This window comes from Streptomyces sp. NPDC003011, from assembly GCF_053591515.1.
Window position 1 is genome coordinate 13017 of record NZ_JBSFTY010000002.1, and the last position, 19133, is coordinate 32149.

The window sequence follows — 19133 nt, forward strand, 5'->3', positions numbered from 1 at the left end:
GTGTCGTCGCGTTCGTCGACCGAGGGTCAGTCGTGCGCGTGGAGGGGCTTGCCGGCCAGCGCCAGGTGGGCCTCGCCGAGCGCCTCGTTCTGCGTCGGGTGGGCGTGGATGAGCTGGGCGACCTCGGAGGGCAGCGCCTCCCAGTTGTAGATCAGCTGGGCTTCGCCGACCTGCTCGCCCATGCGGTCGCCGACCATGTGGACGCCGACCACGGCACCGTCCTTCACCTGGACGAGCTTGATCTCGCCCGCGGTGTTCAGGATCTTGCTCCTGCCGTTGCCCGCCAGGTTGTACTTCAGAGCGACGACCTTGTCCGCGCCGTAGATCTCCTTGGCCTTGGCCTCGGTGATGCCGACGGAGGCGACCTCCGGGTGGCAGTACGTCACCCGCGGGACACCGTCGTAGTCGATCGGGACGGTCTTCAGACCGGCCAGCCGCTCCGCCACCAGGATGCCCTCGGCGAAGCCGACGTGCGCGAGCTGGAGCGTGGGGACCAGGTCGCCGACGGCGGAGATGGTCGGAACGTTGGTGCGCATGTACTCGTCGACCAGGACGTAGCCGCGGTCCATGGCGACGCCCTGCTCCTCGTAGCCCAGGCCCTGGGAGACGGGGCCGCGGCCGACGGCCACCAGCAGCAGCTCGGCCTCGAACTCCTTGCCGTCGGCGAGGGTGACCTTGACACCGTCCTGGGTGTACTCGGCCTTCGAGAAGAAGGTGCCCAGGTTGAACTTGATGCCGCGCTTGCGGAACGCGCGCTCAAGAAGCTTGGAGGAGTTCTCGTCCTCGAGGGGGGCGAGGTGCTTGAGGCCCTCGATGATCGTGATGTCCGTGCCGAAGGACTTCCAGGCGGAGGCGAACTCGACGCCGATGACCCCGCCGCCGAGGACGATCGCCGACTTCGGCACGCGGTCCAGGACGAGGGCGTGGTCGGAGGAGATGATCCGGTTGCCGTCGATCTCCAGGCCCGGCAGCGACTTCGGGACGGAGCCGGTCGCCAGCAGCACGTGGCGGCCCTGGACGCGCTGGCCGTTCACGTCGACGGAGGTGGGGGAGGAGAGCCGGCCCTCACCCTCGATGTACGTCACCTTGCGCGAGGCGATGAGCCCCTGCAGACCCTTGTACAGGCCCGCGACCACGCCGTCCTTGTACTTGTGGACGGCCGGTACGTCGATGCCCTCGAAGGTGGCCTTCACACCGAACTGCTCGCTCTCGCGGGCCTGGTCGGCGATCTCGCCCGCGTGCAGCAGGGCCTTGGTGGGGATGCACCCCCGGTGCAGGCAGGTACCGCCGACCTTGTCCTTCTCGATCAGGGCGACGTCCAGGCCCAGCTGCGCCCCGCGCAGGGCCGCGGCGTAACCACCGCTACCACCGCCGAGGATCACTAGGTCGAAAACGGTGCTGGCGTCGTTCGCCACGTCACGTCCTCCATGCATGTGCGCCACGCCGGTCTGCGGTGACCGGTCGGCGGCTGGTGTCCGGCCGCTCGTTCTTCGGCCCTTCGGTGGGGCCCTGTCCTGCCGAGCCCCATCTTCGCACTTGTCGACGCGGGAAGAGACGCCGGGCCGGTGTGTGAGACGTCCCACCTTCACCTGAGCGCGACGCGGGCGGTGCCGATACGCGGTGACCGCGACGCCCCGGGGGCGCGGGGAACTGCGCGACCAGTCCCCACGCCCCCGCAGCCGCCGGCGAACCGGCCGGATGGGGCTCCTACGCGGTCGTCACCCCAGATCGCCCGCGGCCGTCAGCTCGGCCAGCCGCACCAGCGTCCGCACGGCGGTACCCGTACCGCCCTTCGGCGTGTACCCGAACGGCCCGCCCTCGTTGAACGCCGGCCCGGCGATGTCGAGGTGCGCCCAGGTGATCCCCTCGCCCACGAACTCGCGCAGGAAGAGCCCGGCGACCAGCCCGCCGCCCATCCGCTCGCCCATGTTCGCGATGTCGGCCGTGGACGAGTCCATGCCCTTGCGCAGGTGCTCCGGCAACGGCATCGGCCACGCCGGCTCCCCCACCTCCTCGGCGGCCTCGTGCACCGCGGAGCGGAACGCCTCGTCGTTCGCCATGATCCCGAACGTCCGGCTGCCCAGCGCCAGCATCATCGCGCCGGTCAGCGTCGCCACGTCCACGATCGCGTCCGGCTTCTCCTCCGAGGCGGCCCACAGCGCGTCGGCCAGGACGAGCCGGCCCTCGGCGTCGGTGTTGAGGACCTCCACCGTCTTGCCGCTGTACATGCGCAGCACGTCACCCGGCCGCGTCGCGGTGCCGGACGGCATGTTCTCGGCCAGCGCCAGCCAGCCGGTGACGTTGACCTCCAGGCCCAGACGCGCGGCGGCGACCACGGCGGCGAAGACCGCCGCCGCCCCGCTCATGTCGCACTTCATCGTCTCGTTGTGACCGGCCGGCTTCAGCGAGATGCCGCCCGAGTCGTACGTGATGCCCTTGCCGACGAAGGCGAGGTGCTTGTCCGCCTTGCCGGAGGTGTACGACAGCTTCACCAGCCGCGGACCCGACGCCGATCCGGCGCCGACCCCGAGGATGCCGCCGTAGCCGCCCTTGACCAGGGCCTTCTCGTCGAGGACCTGCACCTTGATGCCGTGCTCCTTCGCCGCGGCCTGCGCGACGGCGGCGAACGCCTCCGGGTTGAGGTCGTTCGGCGGCATGTTGACGAGGTCGCGGGCGCGGTTCAGTTCCTCGGCGACGGCGGTGGCGCGCTCGAGTGCCGCCTTGTACACGCGGTCGCGGGGCTTGCCGCCGAGCAGCGCGGCCTCGGCCAGCGGAGCCCTGCCGTTCTTCGCCCGGGCGCCCTTGCCGCCCGCGCCGCTGTCCTTGTACGTGTCGAAGGAGTACGCGCCGAGCAGCACGCCCTCCGCGACCGCGCCGGCGTCGGCGGCGTCCGTGAGCGGCAGCGCGAACGCCGCCTTCTTGACGCCGGTGAGGGCACGCGCGGCCACACCGGCGGCCCGGCGCAGCGCCTCGGCGTCGAAGCCGGAGTCCTTCTCGGGCTCGGTGCCCAGGCCCACCGCCACCACGAGCGGCGCCTTGAAGCCGGCCGGAGCGGGCAGCTTCGTCACCTCGCCCTCGGCACCGGCGGCGCCGAGGGTCTCCAGGACTCCGGCGAGTCTGCCGTCGTACGCCTTGTCCACGGCCTCGGCGCCCGGTGCCACGACCGGGCCTTCGGCGCCCTTGGCCACACCGATCACGATCGCGTCGGCCCGCAGGCCGGGCGCCGCGGCGGTGCTGAGAGTGAGAGCAGTCACGGTGGTGAAATCTCGCTTCCGTTGAAGTGTGCTGTGGCCGAATGCGGTTGGGTCGACCGGGCCCGACAGCCGACCCTAGGTCTCTCCCGCGGCACGGTCTTCACCTGGTCGGGTAAATCCCCGCCACGAGCCTACGCTCGGGCCCGCCGCCGATCATTCCCGCGGGTGTTCACCGGTCGGCGGCATCATGGCCACTTCGTGATCCGCACACTGATCCGCACACCCCCTGGAGCCTGCCCGGTGAGACGCCCCCTGCTGCTCGCAGCCCTGTTCCTGCTGTTGGCGGCCTGTACGACGGCCCCCGACGATGACGCCGCCGGCGAGCCGGCCGGTGCGCGCTGGCGACCGCGCCCCGGCCTGGACTGGCAGTGGCAGCTCAGCGGCCGGCTCGACACGGGAGTCGACGTGCCGGTCTACGACATCGACGGCTTCGACCAGTCCGCGAAGACGGTCGCCGCACTGCACCGCGACGGCCGCAAGGTGATCTGCTACCTCTCCACCGGCGCCTGGGAGGACTGGCGCCCCGACGCCGGGAAGTTCCCCGCGTCCGTCATCGGGCGCGGCAACGGCTGGGACGGCGAGCGCTGGCTCGACATCCGCCGCACGGACGTCCTGGAACCCCTGATGGCGGCCCGCGTCGACATGTGCCGCGACAAGGGCTTCGACGCGGTGGAGCCGGACAACATGGACGGCTACCGCAACCGCACCGGCTTCCCTCTGACGTCCTCCGACCAGCTCCGCTACAACCGCCTGATCGCCCGGCTCGCCCACGAACGCGGCCTGGCGGTGGGGCTGAAGAACGACCTGGACCAGATCCCGCGGCTGGTGGGCGACTTCGACTTCGCGGTCAACGAACAGTGCGCCCAGTACGCCGAATGCGCCGACCTGACGCCGTTCGTCACGGCGGGCAAGGCCGTCTTCCACGTCGAGTACGAACTGCCCACCCGCCGCTTCTGCCCCGACTCCCGTCGCCTGCGGCTGAGTTCGATGCTCAAGAAGTACGAGCTGGGGGTCTGGCGCCGGGCCTGCTAGGTCCCCAGCGTCAGCACCACGAGCGCGGTGGTCGCCGCCGTCTCCGCGAGAGCCCCGAACACGTCCCCGGTCACCCCGCCGAACCGGCGCGTGCAGTGCCGCAGCAGGAGTTCGGCCGCACCGGCGGCGGCGGCGACCGCGAGCACCGTACGGACGACGTCGTACGCCCCGAGGAGCGCCCCCGCGCCCGCGGCCACCGCGAGGACGACGGCCGCCGTGAGCGCCGCGCCCCGCGCCGGGACCACGCCCGCCACCGCCGCGCCGAGCCCCTCCGGCCGGGCGGCCGGGACCCCGGTGCGGGCGGCCAGGGTGAGGGCCAGGCGGGCGGCGGTCGCCGCGACGACGGCGGCCAGGGCGCCCCGCGTCCAGGAGGCGCCGTAGAGCTGTGCCAGCGCGGCCACCTGGGCGAACAGCACGAGGACGAGGGTGATCACCCCGAACGGTCCGATGTCCGACTGCTTCATGATCCGCAGCGCGTCCTCGGCGGGCCGGCCGCTGCCGAGGCCGTCCGCGGTGTCCGCGAGCCCGTCCAGATGCAGGCCCCGGGTGAGCACGGCGGGGACGGCGGCGGAGGCGACGGCGGCGAGCAGCGGGCCCGCGCCGAGGAACAGCAGGAGCACACCGAGGACGGCCGCGCACGCGCCGACCGCCAGCCCGGCCGCGGGAGCGCAGAGCATGCCCGCGCGGGCGGCCTCCCGGTCCCAGCGGCTCACCTCGACCGGGAGCGCGGTGAGCGTGCCGAAGGCGAAGCGCAGGCCGTCCGGCCAGGAGGCGGGTGAGGGGGTCGTGGACACCGGCGCAGGCTACCCGGCGGCCCGGCGGCCCGGCGGCCCGGCGGGGCGCCCAGGACGACCGGGAAGGACGAGCGTGGATAAAGTGATCATATGGGAAATTGGTTGCAGCGGAACATCGTCGAGCCGGGCAAGCTGCCGCTGCTGTTCGCCCTCGCCTCGTTCGTCCTCACGTTCCTGATCACCCGGGTCGTCACCCGCATGATCCGGGCGGGCAAGGGCCCCTTCGGCAACGTCAGCACCGGGGGAGTCCACATCCACCACGTGGTCCCCGGGGTGGCCCTCACCGTCCTCGGCGGCTTCGGCGCGGTCGCCAGCAGCCGGCACGGCTTCGGCTCGGCCGCGTTCGCGGTCGTCTTCGGCATCGGCGCCGGCCTGGTCCTGGACGAGTTCGCGCTGATCCTGCACCTCGACGACGTCTACTGGACCGAGGCCGGCCGCAAGAGCGTCGAGGCCGTGGTGCTCACGGCGGCCCTGGTCGGCCTGGTCCTCGCGGGCTTCACCCCGTTCGGTGTCAACGACATGACCGAGGACGAGCTCCAGGACCGCGGCGGTGTCATCTCGACCGTGGCGGTCAACTTCCTCTTCGCCCTGCTCGTCCTCAGCAAGGGCAAGGCCCGGATGGCGGTCTTCAGTGTGATCGTCCCCCTGGTGGGTCTGATCGGCGTCGTCCGTCTGGCCCGCCCGGGCTCCTTCTGGGCCAAGCGCTTCTACCGCCGCCGGCCGCGTGCCCGGGCCCGGGCGACCCTGCGCGCCTTCCGTCACGACCGCCGCTGGTCGGGCCCCCGCCGCCGGCTTCAGGACCTGATCGGCGGCAAGCCCGACCCGGTGCCGGCCCGCGCCCTCGACCGCCGGTAGGCGAGGGCGAGAGCGCGGGCGCGGACCAGGGGGATCGTCGCGGCGGTGCGGCCGGGGCGCTCCGAGCCCGCGAAGCGGCGGGGGAGAAGTCCAGCCGGCCGGACGCTACTCCGACGTGCCCACCTGCTCGGAGCCCTCAGCTCGCTCGGAGCCCTCAGCTCACTCCGCGTCCCGCGCCGCCTCGCCGTCCCGCGCCGTCTCGCCGTCCCGCGCTGCCTCGCCGTCCTCCGTGTCCCCGGACACCACGGCCTTCTCGGCATTCTCGGGCTTCTCAGCATGCTCGGGCTTCTCGGGAAGCTCGGCGGCCAGCGCCGCCGCGGCCTGCACGAGCGGCAGCGCCAGCAGCGCCCCCACCCCCTCCCCGACGGTCACCCCGTGGTCCAGCAGCGGTTCCAGCGCCATCGGGTCCAGCGCCTTGCCCTGCCCCGGCTCCCCGCTGCTCTGCCCGGCCAGCCACCAGTCCGGCGCCCGGAACGCGATCCGCTGCCCCACCAGCGCGCACGCGGCCACCACGACCCCGTCCAGGATCACCGGCAGCTTGCGCACCGCGCTCTGCAACAGAAAACCCGTGATGGCGGCGAGGTCGGCGCCGCCCACCGTGGCCAGCAGCCGCACCTGGTCGCCGAGCACGGGCCGGGCCCGCCTGAGCGCGTCCCGGATCGCCGCGCACTTGCGCATCCACGCCAGGTCGTCGATCGCCTGCCCGCCCCGCCCGGTCACGACGGACGCGTCGGTCCCGCACAGCGCGGCGATCAGCACGCCCGCCGCCGTGGTGCCGCCCACGCTCACATCGCCGAGCACCACCAGATCCGTACCGGCGTCGGCCTCCTCGTCGGCCACCGCGGCCCCGGCCCGGAACGCGGCCTCCGCCTCCTCCAGGGTCAGCGCGTCCTCGATGTCGATACGCCCGCTGCCCCGCCGTACCCGGTGCCGGGTGACCTCGGCCGGAAGGGACTCCGGCGCGCAGTCCAGCGCCATGTCGACCACCCGCACCGGCACCCCGAGCCGCCGGGCGAGCACCGACACCGGACGGCCGCCGTCCAGGACCTGCCGCACCAGCCGCTCGGCGGTGCCCGCGGGGTGCGCGGAGACGCCCAGTTCGGCGATCCCGTGGTCCCCGGCGAACAGGACGACCCGCGGCTGTTCGATCGGCCGTACCGGCACGGCGGCCTGAGCCGCGGCCAGCCACTCACCCAGGTCGTCGAGCCGGCCCAGGGCTCCGGGCGGCACGAGCTGACGTTCCCGGCGTGCCTCGGCGTCGCGGCGCACTCCTCCGTCGGGGCGCTCGATCAGATCGGTGAAGTCGTCGAGATTAAGCGAGCTCATTCGCCGAACAGTACCGGCCCCGATCGAACAGGACGGTGCCCCATCGCCACGTCGACGGGGCGGCGTCGTTGCATGCGCGATCGCCATCCCATACGTTCCGGTTTGCGCTAATTGTCGTACGTCTCCGGGAGTCGCCCCATGTCAGCACCCTCCGCACGGCGTCTTCGCTCCACCGCCCGGGCGATGCTGCCGTTCCCGGAGCCGGAGAGCTGGCTGGACGTGGGCACGGGCGACGCCCGCTTCCCGGCGACGGCGAAGGAGGTCTTCCCGTACACGGCCTTCGACGGTCTGGACGCCACCCGCCGGGTCGAACGGGCCCGCCGGGCCGAGCGCGTCGAGGAGGCCTACGTGGGCCTCCTGACGGACCCGCGGATCACCACCCGGCTGCGCGCCCGCTACGACGTGGTCAGCCTGCTCCACCACCTGCCGCACACCACGGACCCGCGCGAGGAACTGCACGCCGCCGTGGACGTCCTGCGCCCCGGCGGCCACCTCCTGCTGGAAGCCCCCGACCCGCAGTGCGCGTTCGCCGCGCTCCTCGGCAGACGGTGGCTGCCCCGGGCCCGCGGGCTGCGCCTGCTGCCCCTGGACGACCTCCGCGCGGAGCTGGAGTCACGGGGCTGCGTGATCGTCAGGACGGACCGCCGTGCCGCGCACGTCCCCGAGGACCTGTCGGCGGCCCTGTCCCTGGCCCTGCCCAGGCCCCTGCCCCACTGGCTGGCCACCCTTCTCCTGGCCGCGGCCAGGGTGCTGGACCACGCCCTGGCCCCCCTGCTCAGCCTCACCCGCTTCTCGAACGCCTACCGCCTCATCGCCCGCCGGGAGACACCGGCGGTGCGGCGCCCGTGCGGACAGCCGCCGGCCCCCACCGGGTGACACCGGCGCCCTGACCCGGCGTCAGCCCCGCAGCACCAGCGCCTGTCCCGCCACCACCAGCAGCACCTGCTCGCACTCGTGCGCGAACGCCGCGTTCAGACGGCCGAGCTGGTCCCGGTAGCGCCGGCCGGACGCGGTGGCCGGGACGATGCCCGACCCCACCTCGTTCGACACGGCGACCACCGTCCGCCGCGTCGCCCGCACCGCCTCCGTCACCTCCCGCACCCGCGCCCGCAGCGCCCGCTCCCCGCCGTCCGCCCACTCCGCGTCGTCCCACGCCCCGACGGCGTCCATCGCGTCCGTCAGCCACAGCGAGAGACAGTCGACGAGCAACGGCGGCCCGTCGTCCTTCAGCAGCGGCACCAGGTCGCACGTCTCCGTGGTACGCCACGACCCCGGCCGCCGCTCCCGGTGCGCGGTCACCCGGGCCGCCCACTCACCGTCCTGGGTCCGGGACCCCCCGGTCGCCACGTACAGCACGTCGGGGAAGGCCGCCAGCCGCCGCTCGGCCTCCAGCGACTTCCCGGACCGGGCGCCGCCCAGCACCAGCGTCCGCCGCGGCACATCCGGTACGTCCTCGTACACGCCGACCACCAGGGTCGTCCCGTCCGGCACCGCCCGCGCTCCCACCGCGGCCAGCCGCCGCCGCACCTCGGGCCCGGGCGGCACGTCGTGGCCGAGATGGACGGCGATCACGTCCGTGGTGGGCCCCACCGCCCCCACCGCCCGCAGCCGCGCCAGCGCGTCCGGCCGCCCCAGGACATCGGCGAGCACCATGTCGTACGTCTCCGCGGAACCCTCTTCGAGTCCCGCGGGCGCGCCCCCGGGCGGCAGGTACAGCAGCCGCTGCCCGCCCGGTCCGGTCACCGCGTACCCGGTGCCCGGCGCGTCCATCGCCACCGCCCGCACCCGATGCCCCGTCAGCAGCGCCAACTCCCGCCCGTCCGGCACCCGTCCGGGCTGCGGCAGCCCCGCCGGCACCTCGACCGCCGGCCCGTCGTGCGGGTGCGACAGCAGCACCTGCCGCACCCCGCCGAGCGAATGCCCCGCCCGCGCCGCCGCGAACGCCACCCCGGGCGTCAGGTCGAGCAGCAGGGTCCCGTCCACGAGCACCGCGGCGGCGGCACGCGCGTCCGCCCCCAGCGCGGCCGCGCAGGCGGCACAGGGACAGTCGGGGCGGGGAAGGCCCGCGGGGGCACCGGTACCAAGCAGAGTCACGTCCACGGAACCGATTTTCCCCGGTCACGGCCGGTCGTGCGCGACCGAGGTGCCCCGAAGGGGCGCGGGACGGTGCCCCATGCCGCTCCGCCACGGGCGCGACCAGCGCGGCAGGCCCGCACGGTGACCCGTCACCCGCGGTCTTTTACCGGCTCACCCGGCGGAGCGAATAGGCTGCGGTCAGGAGCCGGACCAAGATCCGGCTCCCGCTGTGCAATGTGCTCACATCAATGTGCTCACATCAGGGAGGCGTACATGGCGGCATGGACGTGGCGGTTCGAGAAGGCCGACGGGGCGGAGGTCCAGCCCGCGGTGCAGCCGGAGGAGTTCACCACCCAGGGGGACGCCGAGTCCTGGCTCGGGGAGCACTGGAAGGACCTGCTGGCCGGCGGCGCGGAACAGGTACGGCTGTTCGAGGACTCCACGGAGATCTACGGACCGATGAGCCTGCGCGCGGCCGAGGAGGCCTAGGGGCGTGGGGCGGCCGTTCACCGGCCGTCCCTCCGCACCGCTCACCTTCGTCCCGTCGACCGTCTGCGCGCCGCCGTCGCACGGGCGCCCGGTGACGATGTCTTCCGCCGCCCGGCCACCCCTGGGTGCCGGCCCGTCCGGTCGGCGGGAGGACCCACCGGCCCCACCCGTGTCACCCGGTCACCCGTGTCACCCGCCCGGAAGGGCTCAGCCCCGCACCCCGCACAGGTGCAGCAGGGCCGCCACCCCGCGGTACGGATCCGTCCGCCCGGCCCGCTCCTCGACCGCGAGCAGCGCCTCCACGTCGGCCGGGATCTCCGCCCCGTCCACCGCCGTGTCCGTGAAGACCCGTATGCCGTACCAGGCCTGCAAGGGTGCCCCGATCCCCGCGAGGGTCGCGGTCAGCGTGCCCAGCCGGTCGGCCCGGACGTCCAGGCCGAGGCGGTTGCGGTACGCGGTGGTGTCGAAGGCGGTCAGCGCCGCGGCCCAGTCCCCGGACAGTCCCGGCCGCATCGCCAGCGCGTCGCCGTTGCGCACCAGCAGCGACAGCAGACCGCCCTGGGCGAGCATCCGGGCCAGCCCCGCCAGCAGCGGATCCGGCTCCTCGACGTACATCAGCACGCCGTGGCACAGCACCACGTCGAAGCTGCCCGGCAGGAAGTGGACCCCGGTGTCCCGGCCGTCGCCCTCGATGATCCGCATCCGCTCCCGGATGCCCTCGGGCTCCCCGGACAGCGCCTGGCGGGCCGCGGCGATCATGGTCGGGTCCTGCTCCAGGCCGGTCACCTGATGCCCGGCCCGGGCCAGCCGCAGCGCCTGCGTGCCCTGGCCCATCCCCACGTCGAGCACGCGCAGTCGCCGCCCGACCGGGAACCGGCCGACTATCTGCTCGTCGAGCTGCCGGGCCACCAGCTCCTGTCGTACGACGTCCCGCAGTCCGCCCAGCTTGCTCAGCCAGGCATCCGCGCCCCCGGTGAACGGCGTCGTGCTCAGGGCCGCTCTCCGCGCTTGACCTGCGGCTTGGGCAGCCGGAGCCGGCGCATCTGGAGGGAGCGCATCAGGGCGTAGGCGACCGCGCCCTTGCGGTTGTGGTGCGGGAAGCGCTCGGCGAGCTGCTTCTTCAGACGGAAGCCGGTGCTGATCGAGTCGAGCACGATCAGCACGATCACGACCAGCCACAGCAGCAGCGAGATGCTCTGCAGCGCGCCCACCCGCACCATGCTCAGCACGAGGATGACTACGGCCATCGGCAGGAAGAACTCCGCCACGTTGAACCGGGAGTCGACGAAGTCGCGGGCGAACTTGCGGACCGGCCCCTTGTCCCGCACGGGCAGGTACCGCTCGTCACCGGTGGCCAGCGCCTGGCGCTGCTTCTCCAGCTGGGCGCGGCGCTCGTCGCGCTGACGCTTGGCGGCCTCCTTGCGCGACATCGAAGTGGTGGCCACGCTGCGGCGCTGGGACTGGGCCTCAGCGCGCTTGGGCGTGGGCCTGCCCTTCTTGGCCTGCGGGTCACGGGTCTGCTTGGAGTCGGTCAGCGGTGCCTTGACGGCGGCCGGGGCCTTCTCTTCCTTGGCGCGGCTACGGAACACAAAACCCAAGGGTACGGGGTGCGGGGGCATGGACCCCAGCCCGGTGGGGAACGATCCGGCAACACCGGTCGTATGTACGGGGGACAGATGAGGACGTCGGTGACCCGGAGCGCACCCTGAAGGTCACCTACTCCTCACGCCGGAGCAGGACCCGGGCCAGTCGTCCTTGGGGATGAGCGCATCCGTCCCGGAACAGTGCGGTAATGGATGCAGGGCCCGTACTGTGGGTTCTGTCGCAGGAGCTCGAGCTGGAGTCCGTCAGAAGGGGGCGCGCGAAGCCCATGAGCGGTGTCATGAAGCGTATGGGGATGATCTTCCGCGCGAAGGCGAACAAGGCCCTTGACCGGGCCGAGGACCCGCGCGAAACCCTCGATTACTCGTACCAGAAACAGCTGGAACTGCTGCAGAAGGTGCGCCGGGGTGTGGCCGACGTCGCCACGTCCCGCAAGCGCCTGGAACTCCAGCTGAACCAGCTGCAGTCGCAGTCGTCCAAGCTGGAGGACCAGGGCCGCAAGGCGCTGGCGCTGGGCCGCGAGGACCTGGCCCGCGAGGCGCTGTCCCGCCGCGCCGCGCTCCAGCAGCAGGTGACGGACCTGGAGACGCAGCACTCCACGCTCCAGGGCGAGGAGGAGAAGCTCACCCTGGCGGCCCAGCGGCTCCAGGCCAAGGTCGACGCCTTCCGCACGAAGAAGGAGACCATCAAGGCCACCTACACCGCGGCGCAGGCGCAGACCCGGATCGGCGAGGCGTTCTCCGGCATCTCCGAGGAGATGGGCGACGTCGGCCTGGCGATCCAGCGCGCCGAGGACAAGACGGCCCAGCTCCAGGCGAGGGCGGGAGCCATCGACGAACTGCTGGCCTCCGGCGCCCTGGACGACCAGTCCGGCATGCACAAGGACGACATCCAGGCCGAGCTGGACCGGCTCTCCGGTGGTACGGACGTGGAGCTGGAGCTGCAGCGCATGAAGGCGGAGCTGGCCGGGGGCACGAGCGGGCAGCAGGCCATCGAAGGCGGCCCGGGCCAGCAGCAGCCGCAGCAGCAGCCGCAGGACACCCCGCGCTTCGACAAGCAGTAGGGACCCACGCCTAGGAGGGCGACATGATCGTACGGATCATGGGGGAGGGGCAGGTGAGGCTGGCCGACGGCCACCTCACCGAGCTGAACAGACTGGACGACGAACTCCTGGCCGAGATGGAGAACGGCGACGGCCCAGGCTTCCGCGGCACGCTGACGGCCCTGTTGTCCAAGGTCCGTGAACTGGGCGAACCCCTGCCCGACGACTCCCTGGAACCGTCGGAACTCATTCTCCCCTCCCCGGAAGCCACGCTGGAGGAGGTCCGGGCGATGCTCCGCGACGACGGGTTGATCCCGGGCTGACCGCCCGGTGCCGGTTCTGGGAACTTTGCCCCGGCACTTGAGGACGAGGCCGTGCGGGCCGAGAGCGGGGATCCGGGGACGGCGGCCCCCGGCGGCGGCCCGAAACACCCGGCACCGCGCACAGAGACGTACAGGCAGCCCCCGTTCCACCCCCGCCAGGGCCCCCGTACCGTGGCAGGCGTGAGCACCCTCGACCGCGCCCGGCGTCACCTGAAGGCGCACCCCATGGCGCTGGACGCGGCCCTGGCGGCCGGCGTCCTGTCCTGCATGGTGGCCGGCTCGTTCGTGGACCCGCACGGAGAGCGCGGCGTCAGCTGGATCCTGCGCACCCCCGACCCCCTCAGCCTGGTCCTCATCGCCCTCGGCTCCGCCGCCCTCGTGTTCCGGCGCCGCGCCCCCGTGACCGTCCTCGTGCTCACCGGCACCTTCTCCCTCGTCGAGGCCGTCACCGGCGATCCCCGGGCCCCCGTCGCCATGTCCGCGGTCATCGCCCTCTACACCGTCGCCGCCGCCACCGACCGCCCCACCACCTGGCGGGCCGGCCTGCTCACCATGACCCTCCTCACCGGCGCCTCCATGCTCGCCGGCCCCCTCCCGTGGTACGCCCAGGAGAACCTCGCCATCCTCGCCTGGACCGGGATCGGCGCCACCGCGGGCGACGCGGTCCGCAGCCGCCGCGCCTTCATCCACGCCATCAGGGAGCGCGCCGAACGAGCCGAGCGCACCCGCGAGGAGGAGGCCCGCCGCCGGGTCGCCGAGGAACGCCTGCGCATCGCCCGGGACCTGCACGACGTCGTCGCCCACCACATCGCCCTGGTCAACGTCCAGGCCGGAGTCGCCGCCCACGTCATGGACAAGCGGCCCGACCAGGCCAAGGAGGCCCTGGCGCACGTACGGGACGCCAGCCGGTCGGCGCTGAACGAGCTGCGCGCCACCGTCGGGCTGCTCCGGCAGTCCGGCGACCCGGAGGCGCCCACCGAACCCGCCCCCGGCCTGGACCGGCTCGACGAACTCGTCGGCACCTTCCGCAGCGCCGGACTGCGTGTCGAGGTGGCCCGCGCCGACGCCGGCACCACCCTGCCCGCCGCCGTCGGACTGGCCGCCTACCGCGTCGTCCAGGAGGCTCTCACCAACGTCCAGAAGCACGCCGGGACGGAGGCGAAGGCCGAGGTGAGCGTCGTCCGCGTGGGACCGAACATCGAGATCACCGTCCTCGACGACGGACCCGGGCAGGACGACGACCCGCCGGCCGGCGGCGGGCACGGCCTGCTCGGCATGCGTGAGCGGGTGACCGCCCTGCGCGGCACCCTCACCACCGGTCCCCGCTACGGAGGCGGTTTCCGCGTCCATGCGATCCTGCCGGTCAAGGCGCGCACAGCCGTCGCCGGAAAGCCGGGGGAGCCCGTATGACCATCCGTGTCCTGCTCGCCGACGACCAGGCCCTGCTGCGCAGCGCCTTCCGCGTGCTCGTCGACTCCGAGCCCGACATGGAGGTCGTGGGCGAGGCGTCGGACGGTGCGGAGGCGGTGCGCCTGACCAGGGAGCAGCGTGCCGACGTCGTGCTGATGGACATCCGGATGCCGGGCACCGACGGTCTCGCCGCCACCCGCATGATCAGCGCGGACGCCTCCCTCGCCCATGTCCGCGTGGTCATCCTGACCACCTTCGAGGTCGACGACTACGTCGTGCGGTCGCTGCGCGCGGGCGCCTCCGGCTTCCTCGGCAAGGGCAGCGAACCCGAGGAACTCCTCGCCGCCATCCGGGTCGCGGCCGGCGGCGAGGCGCTGCTGTCCCCGGCCGCCACCAAGGGCCTGATCGCCCGTTTCCTCGCACAGGGCGACGCGGCGGACGACGACCGCGACCCCGCCCGCGGGCAGCGCCTGGCCGCCCTCACCGTGCGGGAGCGCGAGGTGCTGGTCCAGGTCGCCGGCGGGCACTCCAACGACGAGATCGCCGAGCGGCTGGAGGTCAGCCCGCTCACCGTGAAGACGCACGTCAACCGGGCCATGGCCAAGCTGGGCGCGCGGGACCGGGCCCAGCTGGTGGTGATCGCGTACGAGTCGGGGCTGGTCCGTCCGAGGGCGGAGTGAGCCGAGCCCGGCCGCACTCCTCGCACGGGCCGGACCCCGGCGGCCGGCGCCCGGCTCCGCCGCCTCCCCGTTACGTATCCTGTGGCCTCGCCTCGAACGGCTTTACGGGGGAAGGGATTTGCGACGGTGTCACTGCACAGGGACGACCCGAAGTCGGTCGGCGGGTACAGGCTGCTGGACCGGCTCGGAGCGGGCGGCATGGGAGCCGTCTACCGCGCCAGATCGCGGTCGGGCCGTGAGGTCGCCGTCAAGGTGGTGCACGCCCAGTACGCCGAGGACGCCGTCTTCCGCGCCCGGTTCCGGCAGGAGATCGAGGCCGTCCGCAAGGTGAGCGGCGTCTTCACCGCACCGGTCGTGGACGCCGATCCGGAGGCGCCGCGGCCGTGGATGGCGACCCAGTACGTGCCCGGCCGTTCGCTCGCCGAACGGATCCGTGACCGGGGCGCGCTCCGCGGCGGCGACCTGCGGCAGCTGGCGCTGGGGCTGGTGGAGGCCCTGCGGGACATCCACCGGGCCGGCGTGGTGCACCGGGACCTGAAACCGGCCAACGTCCTGATGGCCGAGGACGGCCCCCGCGTCATCGACTTCGGCATCTCCCGCGCGGCGGAGAACCACCACACCCTCACCGAGACCGGCCAGATGATCGGCACCCCGCCGTTCATGTCCCCGGAACAGCTCACCGACGCCCGCACGGTCGGTCCGGCCTCGGACGTCTTCTCACTCGGCGCGCTGCTGGTCTACGCCACGACCGGGCGCGGGCCCTTCGACGCCGACAGCCCCTATCTGACGGCCTACCGGGTGGTCCACGACGAGCCCGTGCTGGAGGGGGTCGAGCAGCCGCTGCGCGGGGTCCTGGAGCGCTGTCTGGCCAAGGAGGCCGCGGACCGGCCGGAACTGGAGCAGCTGGGACGGGAGTTCGCGGCGGCCCTGCCCGGGACGGACGCGGGCGACGCGCACACGATGACGCTGCGCCCGGGCCCGCCGGCCACCGGGCGGGAGCACCCCGGGGCGGATGCCGGCCAGGAGAGCGACGGCCCGCGCGGCCGCATCCGCCCGCTGTGGGCCGCCACCGGAACGGTCGGCGCGCTGGTCCTCGGGCTGACGGCCTACCTGCTGATCGGGCCGGGCACGGCGGAGGGCGGGGCGGGAGCGCTGCCGGACGGCTGGCGGCCCTGGCAGACGACGACGCACGAGACCGCCGCGCACGGGGCGACGACCTCGCTGAAGGGGAGCGGCCAGACCGATACCGGCCCGGACTGCCAGGCGTACGAGGGCGCCGTCTACTGCGGAGGTGAGGCGGTCGTTCCGGTCCGCCTGAACGGCCTGACCGGCGAGACGGTCTGGCGGGCCGCCATCGCGCCGTCCGGCGCCACGAGCCAGTCGTACTCCACCGCTCTCCTGGGTGTCCGCGGCGGGACGATGGTCGTCCAGCAGGTCCTCGCCGGCGACACCGTCGAGAGCGACGAGGTCACGGTGGTGGCCTTAGACACCGAGAGCGGCGCGCGGCTGTGGACCCGTCCGGTTCCCGACACGACCGGCGACACGTTCTTCTGGGGCGACCTGGTCGTGATCCCGAACGCCGACGGCCGGTCGGTGACCGCCCGTTCCGCCCGGACCGGCGCCGGGCGCTGGACGGCCGCTCTGCCCGCGGGCCACTACTGCGGGTTCGTCGAGGCGGGCGGCACCCTGTACGCGCAGTGCGTGCCCGAGGAAGAGGATCCCAAGGACTCCGTGGTGCTCGCGTTCGACGCGGCCGACGGCTCGACGAGGCGGCTGACGGCACCGTACGACAGCGGCCTCGCCGGCACCTTCGACGGCCGGCTGCTGTTCCTGGTGTGGGGCGGGGAGGACGAGAACGCGCCGGACGCCCCGTACGTCCGGATCGCGCTGGTGGACCCGGGCACCGGCGCCCGCAGCACGACGGAACTGACGCGGGAGTACGCGGGACAGGTGACGCTGGCCGACGGCACCCTGTGGTTCGCCTCGTCCAGCGGCGAGGTGACCGCCGTGTCGCCCCGCACGGGAAAACCGCTGTGGCAGACCCGGACGAGCCTGGAACAGCCCGGCGAGGTCCAGTACGACCCGCGGACCCGTGCCCTGTACCTGGCCAGCGACAGCGGCCGCGTGGCGGCCCTCGACCGGGCGGGGAAGCTGCTCTGGGAGACGCTGCCCCGTGTCGAGCGGCCGTCCGCCTACGGCTGGGTCGACCGCTCGCTGCTGCTCCAGGACGGCGCGCTGGTGGTGGTCACCCCCGACGGCACCCTCTTCAGCCTCGACCCCGGCCACCCGGAGCGGAAACCCGCCTCCGGGTGAGCGGGGCCGCGGGCCGCGGCTACGGCAGCGCCAGCATCCGCTCCAGCGCCAGCTTCGCGAACGCCTCGGTCTCCCGGTCGACCTCGATACGGTTGACCAGGTTGCCCTCGGCGAGGGACTCCAGGGTCCACACCAGGTGCGGCAGGTCGATGCGGTTCATCGTCGAGCAGAAGCAGACCGTCTTGTCGAGGAAGACGATCTCCTTGCCCTCGGGCGCGAAACGGTTCGCCAGCCGGCGGACCAGGTTCAGCTCCGTGCCGATGGCCCACTTGGAACCGGCCGGGGCGGCCTCCAGCGCCTTGATGATGTACTCGGTCGAGCCGACGTGGTCCGCCGCCGACACGACCTCGTGCTTGCACTCGGGGTGCACCAGGACGTTCACACCCGGGATGCGCTCGCGCACGTCCCGCACCGACTCCAGGCTGAAGCGGCCGTGCACCGAGCAGTGGCCCCGCCACAGGATCATCTTCGCGGCGCGCAGCTCCTCGGCGGTCAGGCCGCCGTTCGGCTTGTGCGGGTTGTACAGGACGCAGTCGTCCAGCGACATGCCCAGGTCGCGGACCGCGGTGTTGCGGCCCAGGTGCTGGTCGGGCAGGAACAGGACCTTCTCGCCCTGCTCGAAGGCCCACTCCAGGGCCCGTTTCGCGTTCGACGACGTGCAGATCGTGCCGCCGTGCTTGCCGGTGAACGCCTTGATGTCGGCGGAGGAGTTCATGTACGAGACGGGCACGACCTGCTCGGCCACGCCGGCCTCGGTCAGCACGTCCCAGCACTCGGCGACCTGCTCGGCCGTCGCCATGTCGGCCATCGAGCAGCCGGCCGCGAGGTCGGGCAGGACGACCTTCTGGTCGTCGGAGGTCAGGATGTCCGCGGACTCCGCCATGAAGTGCACACCGCAGAACACGATGTACTCGGCCTCCGGGCGCGCGGCCGCGTCCCGGGCCAGCTTGAACGAGTCACCCGTGACGTCGGCGAACTGGATGACCTCGTCGCGCTGGTAGTGGTGGCCGAGCACGAACACCTTGTCGCCGAGCTTCTCCTTGGCCGCGCGGGCGCGCTCGACGAGGTCCGGGTCGGACGGCGAGGGCAGGTCGCCGGGACATTCGACACCCCGCTCACTCCTCGGGTCGGCCTCACGGCCGAGGAGCAGCAGGGCGAGAGGAGTCGGCTGTACGTCGAGCTCCGGGGTCTGGGCGGTGGTCACGACACGCACCCTTTCTACTTTTCGTCGAACTGACGCTATCCATCATAACCCGCTTCACGTCACTTTGACGATGGTCATAGCGTCGATGTGACATGAATCCCGGAACCGGCCCAGGAGGGCGCTGTTCGCTTCTCCGCGCGTGTGCGAGCATGAATGGGGAGAAGAGAAGAGTCGAAGAACCCCAAAGTCCTCGGCCCGGAATGAATCCGCGGCCCCGACGGTTGCAACCGTCGGCAAGCAGTCTCCGTACAACCCGGGAGAGATGTAGATGTCCGTATCGGACGAGACCAGCACCGTCACCGACGGCATCATCCTGTCCGACGCCGCCGCGGCGAAGGTCAAGGCCCTGCTCGACCAGGAAGGCCGTGAGGACCTGGCGCTGCGCGTCGCCGTCCAGCCCGGCGGCTGCTCCGGCCTGCGCTACCAGCTCTTCTTCGACGAGCGTTCGCTCGACGGTGACGTCGTCAAGGACTTCGGCGGCGTCAAGGTCGTCACCGACCGGATGAGCGCCCCGTACCTGGGCGGCGCGTCCATCGACTTCGTCGACACCATCGAGAAGCAGGGCTTCACGATCGACAACCCGAACGCGACGGGCTCCTGCGCCTGCGGCGACTCCTTCAGCTGAGCCCAGCGCCCGGCCGACCGGCCGGCAGCCGAACGGCGAGAAGGCGGCGACCCCCTCCACAGGGTCGCCGCCTTCGCGCGTGTCCGGGGCCGTCGCGTCCCGCCCCGG

18 protein-coding genes are annotated in these 19133 nt (G+C 72.9%); 10 read left to right on the forward strand and 8 right to left on the reverse strand.

The window, feature by feature from the left end; translation table 11 throughout:
* Positions 1 to 26: 26 nt before the first annotated feature.
* Positions 27 to 1415, reverse strand: coding sequence for a dihydrolipoyl dehydrogenase (gene lpdA / locus ACWD0J_RS01420; RefSeq protein ID WP_451493656.1), 1389 nt, complete (start codon positions 1413 to 1415; stop codon positions 27 to 29).
* Positions 1416 to 1718: 303 nt separating this feature from the next.
* A complete protein-coding gene (locus tag ACWD0J_RS01425; protein ID WP_451493657.1) occupies positions 1719 to 3254 on the reverse strand; it encodes a leucyl aminopeptidase in 1536 nt (511 codons plus the stop codon).
* A 240-nt stretch (positions 3255 to 3494) separates the two neighbouring features.
* Between ACWD0J_RS01425 and ACWD0J_RS01430 the strand changes: the two genes are divergently transcribed.
* Positions 3495 to 4286, forward strand: a complete 792-nt coding sequence (locus tag ACWD0J_RS01430) for an endo alpha-1,4 polygalactosaminidase (protein WP_451493658.1) — start codon at positions 3495 to 3497, stop codon at positions 4284 to 4286.
* Here ACWD0J_RS01430 and ACWD0J_RS01435 read toward each other — a convergent pair.
* A complete protein-coding gene (locus ACWD0J_RS01435; protein ID WP_451493659.1) occupies positions 4283 to 5080 on the reverse strand; it encodes an adenosylcobinamide-GDP ribazoletransferase in 798 nt (265 codons plus the stop codon). The two genes, ACWD0J_RS01430 and ACWD0J_RS01435, sit on opposite strands and share 4 nt — an antisense overlap.
* Before the next feature lie 90 nt (positions 5081 to 5170).
* On the opposite strand from ACWD0J_RS01435, the gene ACWD0J_RS01440 reads away from it, so the two are divergent.
* The gene (locus tag ACWD0J_RS01440) at positions 5171 to 5935 is read left to right on the forward strand and encodes a hypothetical protein (protein ID WP_451493660.1); all 765 of its coding nucleotides are present in this window, start codon (positions 5171 to 5173) and stop codon (positions 5933 to 5935) included.
* 159 nt (positions 5936 to 6094) lie between these two features.
* On the opposite strand, the gene cobT is transcribed toward ACWD0J_RS01440, so the two are convergent.
* The gene (cobT, locus tag ACWD0J_RS01445; protein WP_451493661.1) at positions 6095 to 7261 is read right to left on the reverse strand and encodes a nicotinate-nucleotide--dimethylbenzimidazole phosphoribosyltransferase; all 1167 of its coding nucleotides are present in this window, start codon (positions 7259 to 7261) and stop codon (positions 6095 to 6097) included.
* A 138-nt stretch (positions 7262 to 7399) separates the two neighbouring features.
* On the opposite strand from cobT, the gene ACWD0J_RS01450 reads away from it, so the two are divergent.
* Positions 7400 to 8137 (forward strand): methyltransferase domain-containing protein, encoded by a 738-nt coding sequence (locus ACWD0J_RS01450; protein ID WP_451493662.1) that lies wholly within the window; start codon positions 7400 to 7402, stop codon positions 8135 to 8137.
* A 21-nt stretch (positions 8138 to 8158) separates the two neighbouring features.
* Here the strand turns inward: ACWD0J_RS01450 and ACWD0J_RS01455 are convergent, their stop codons facing one another.
* Entirely contained in the window at positions 8159 to 9361 is a 1203-nt protein-coding gene (locus ACWD0J_RS01455) for a bifunctional adenosylcobinamide kinase/adenosylcobinamide-phosphate guanylyltransferase (protein ID WP_451493663.1), read from the reverse strand.
* 249 nt (positions 9362 to 9610) lie between these two features.
* Between ACWD0J_RS01455 and ACWD0J_RS01460 the strand changes: the two genes are divergently transcribed.
* Positions 9611 to 9826, forward strand: coding sequence for a hypothetical protein (locus ACWD0J_RS01460; protein ID WP_286061927.1), 216 nt, complete (start codon positions 9611 to 9613; stop codon positions 9824 to 9826).
* A 207-nt stretch (positions 9827 to 10033) separates the two neighbouring features.
* Here the strand turns inward: ACWD0J_RS01460 and ACWD0J_RS01465 are convergent, their stop codons facing one another.
* Together ACWD0J_RS01465 and ACWD0J_RS01470 are read right to left on the reverse strand one after the other, a co-directional pair.
* Positions 10034 to 10735 (reverse strand): class I SAM-dependent methyltransferase, encoded by a 702-nt coding sequence (locus tag ACWD0J_RS01465; protein WP_451493664.1) that lies wholly within the window; start codon positions 10733 to 10735, stop codon positions 10034 to 10036.
* Positions 10736 to 10815: 80 nt separating this feature from the next.
* Complete coding sequence (locus ACWD0J_RS01470; RefSeq protein WP_451493665.1) at positions 10816 to 11445, reverse strand: DUF3043 domain-containing protein; 630 nt, start codon at positions 11443 to 11445, stop codon at positions 10816 to 10818.
* A gap of 263 nt (positions 11446 to 11708) precedes the next feature.
* On the opposite strand from ACWD0J_RS01470, the gene ACWD0J_RS01475 reads away from it, so the two are divergent.
* The 5 genes from ACWD0J_RS01475 (at position 11709) to ACWD0J_RS01495 (ending at position 17196) form a co-directional block, all read left to right on the forward strand.
* Positions 11709 to 12491, forward strand: coding sequence for a PspA/IM30 family protein (locus tag ACWD0J_RS01475; protein WP_451493666.1), 783 nt, complete (start codon positions 11709 to 11711; stop codon positions 12489 to 12491).
* A gap of 23 nt (positions 12492 to 12514) precedes the next feature.
* The gene (gene pspAA, locus ACWD0J_RS01480; protein ID WP_451493667.1) at positions 12515 to 12793 is read left to right on the forward strand and encodes a PspA-associated protein PspAA; all 279 of its coding nucleotides are present in this window, start codon (positions 12515 to 12517) and stop codon (positions 12791 to 12793) included.
* Between the two features lie 180 nt (positions 12794 to 12973).
* On the forward strand, positions 12974 to 14203 hold the full coding sequence (locus ACWD0J_RS01485; RefSeq protein WP_451493668.1) for a sensor histidine kinase: 1230 nt from the start codon (positions 12974 to 12976) through the stop codon (positions 14201 to 14203).
* On the forward strand, positions 14200 to 14883 hold the full coding sequence (locus ACWD0J_RS01490; RefSeq protein WP_451493669.1) for a response regulator: 684 nt from the start codon (positions 14200 to 14202) through the stop codon (positions 14881 to 14883). The genes ACWD0J_RS01485 and ACWD0J_RS01490 overlap by 4 nt, the downstream gene beginning before the upstream one ends.
* Before the next feature lie 126 nt (positions 14884 to 15009).
* Positions 15010 to 17196: a serine/threonine-protein kinase gene (locus tag ACWD0J_RS01495; protein WP_451493670.1), complete on the forward strand. Its 2187-nt coding sequence runs from the start codon at positions 15010 to 15012 to the stop codon at positions 17194 to 17196.
* Between the two features lie 19 nt (positions 17197 to 17215).
* On the opposite strand, the gene nadA is transcribed toward ACWD0J_RS01495, so the two are convergent.
* Positions 17216 to 18400: a quinolinate synthase NadA gene (gene nadA / locus ACWD0J_RS01500; RefSeq protein WP_451493671.1), complete on the reverse strand. Its 1185-nt coding sequence runs from the start codon at positions 18398 to 18400 to the stop codon at positions 17216 to 17218.
* Positions 18401 to 18668: 268 nt separating this feature from the next.
* On the opposite strand from nadA, the gene ACWD0J_RS01505 reads away from it, so the two are divergent.
* Positions 18669 to 19025: an iron-sulfur cluster assembly accessory protein gene (locus tag ACWD0J_RS01505; RefSeq protein WP_093827773.1), complete on the forward strand. Its 357-nt coding sequence runs from the start codon at positions 18669 to 18671 to the stop codon at positions 19023 to 19025.
* Positions 19026 to 19133: the final 108 nt, after the last annotated feature.